This is a genomic window from Undibacterium sp. RuTC16W, assembly GCF_049339445.1.
Taxonomy (GTDB): Bacteria; Pseudomonadota; Gammaproteobacteria; order Burkholderiales; family Burkholderiaceae_D; genus Undibacterium.
Map to the genome: position 1 here is coordinate 1 of NZ_JBMPPE010000059.1, position 379 is coordinate 379.

Annotated in this window: 1 protein-coding gene; it reads right to left on the reverse strand. The window is 56.7% G+C overall.

Annotation, left to right across the window (positions count from 1 at the left end; genetic code table 11):
* The coding region (locus ACO0K4_RS19515) for a GTP-binding protein (protein ID WP_422958336.1) at positions 1-379 on the reverse strand (379 nt) is incomplete at both ends.

The window sequence follows — 379 nt, forward strand, 5'->3', positions numbered from 1 at the left end:
CTCGGCCTCGGACAGGTCACCCTCTTCGAGATACTTGTTCATCAGGTCTTCATTGGCCTCGGCCGCGGCTTCGACCATCTTTTCCCGCCATACCCGGCAGGTGTCGACCAGATCAGCAGGGATGTCGCCGTACTCGAACTTGGTGCCCTGGGACGCCTCGTCCCAGATGATCGCCTTCATCTTGACCAGATCGATAACACCGGTGAAGACGTCTTCAGCGCCGATCGGCATCTGGATAGGCACTGGGTTGGCTTTCAGACGCGAACGCATCTGATCGTAGACCTTGAAGAAGTTGGCGCCGGTACGGTCCATCTTGTTCACGAAGGCCAGACGTGGCACTTTGTATTTGTTAGCCTGACGCCATACGGTTTCCGACTGT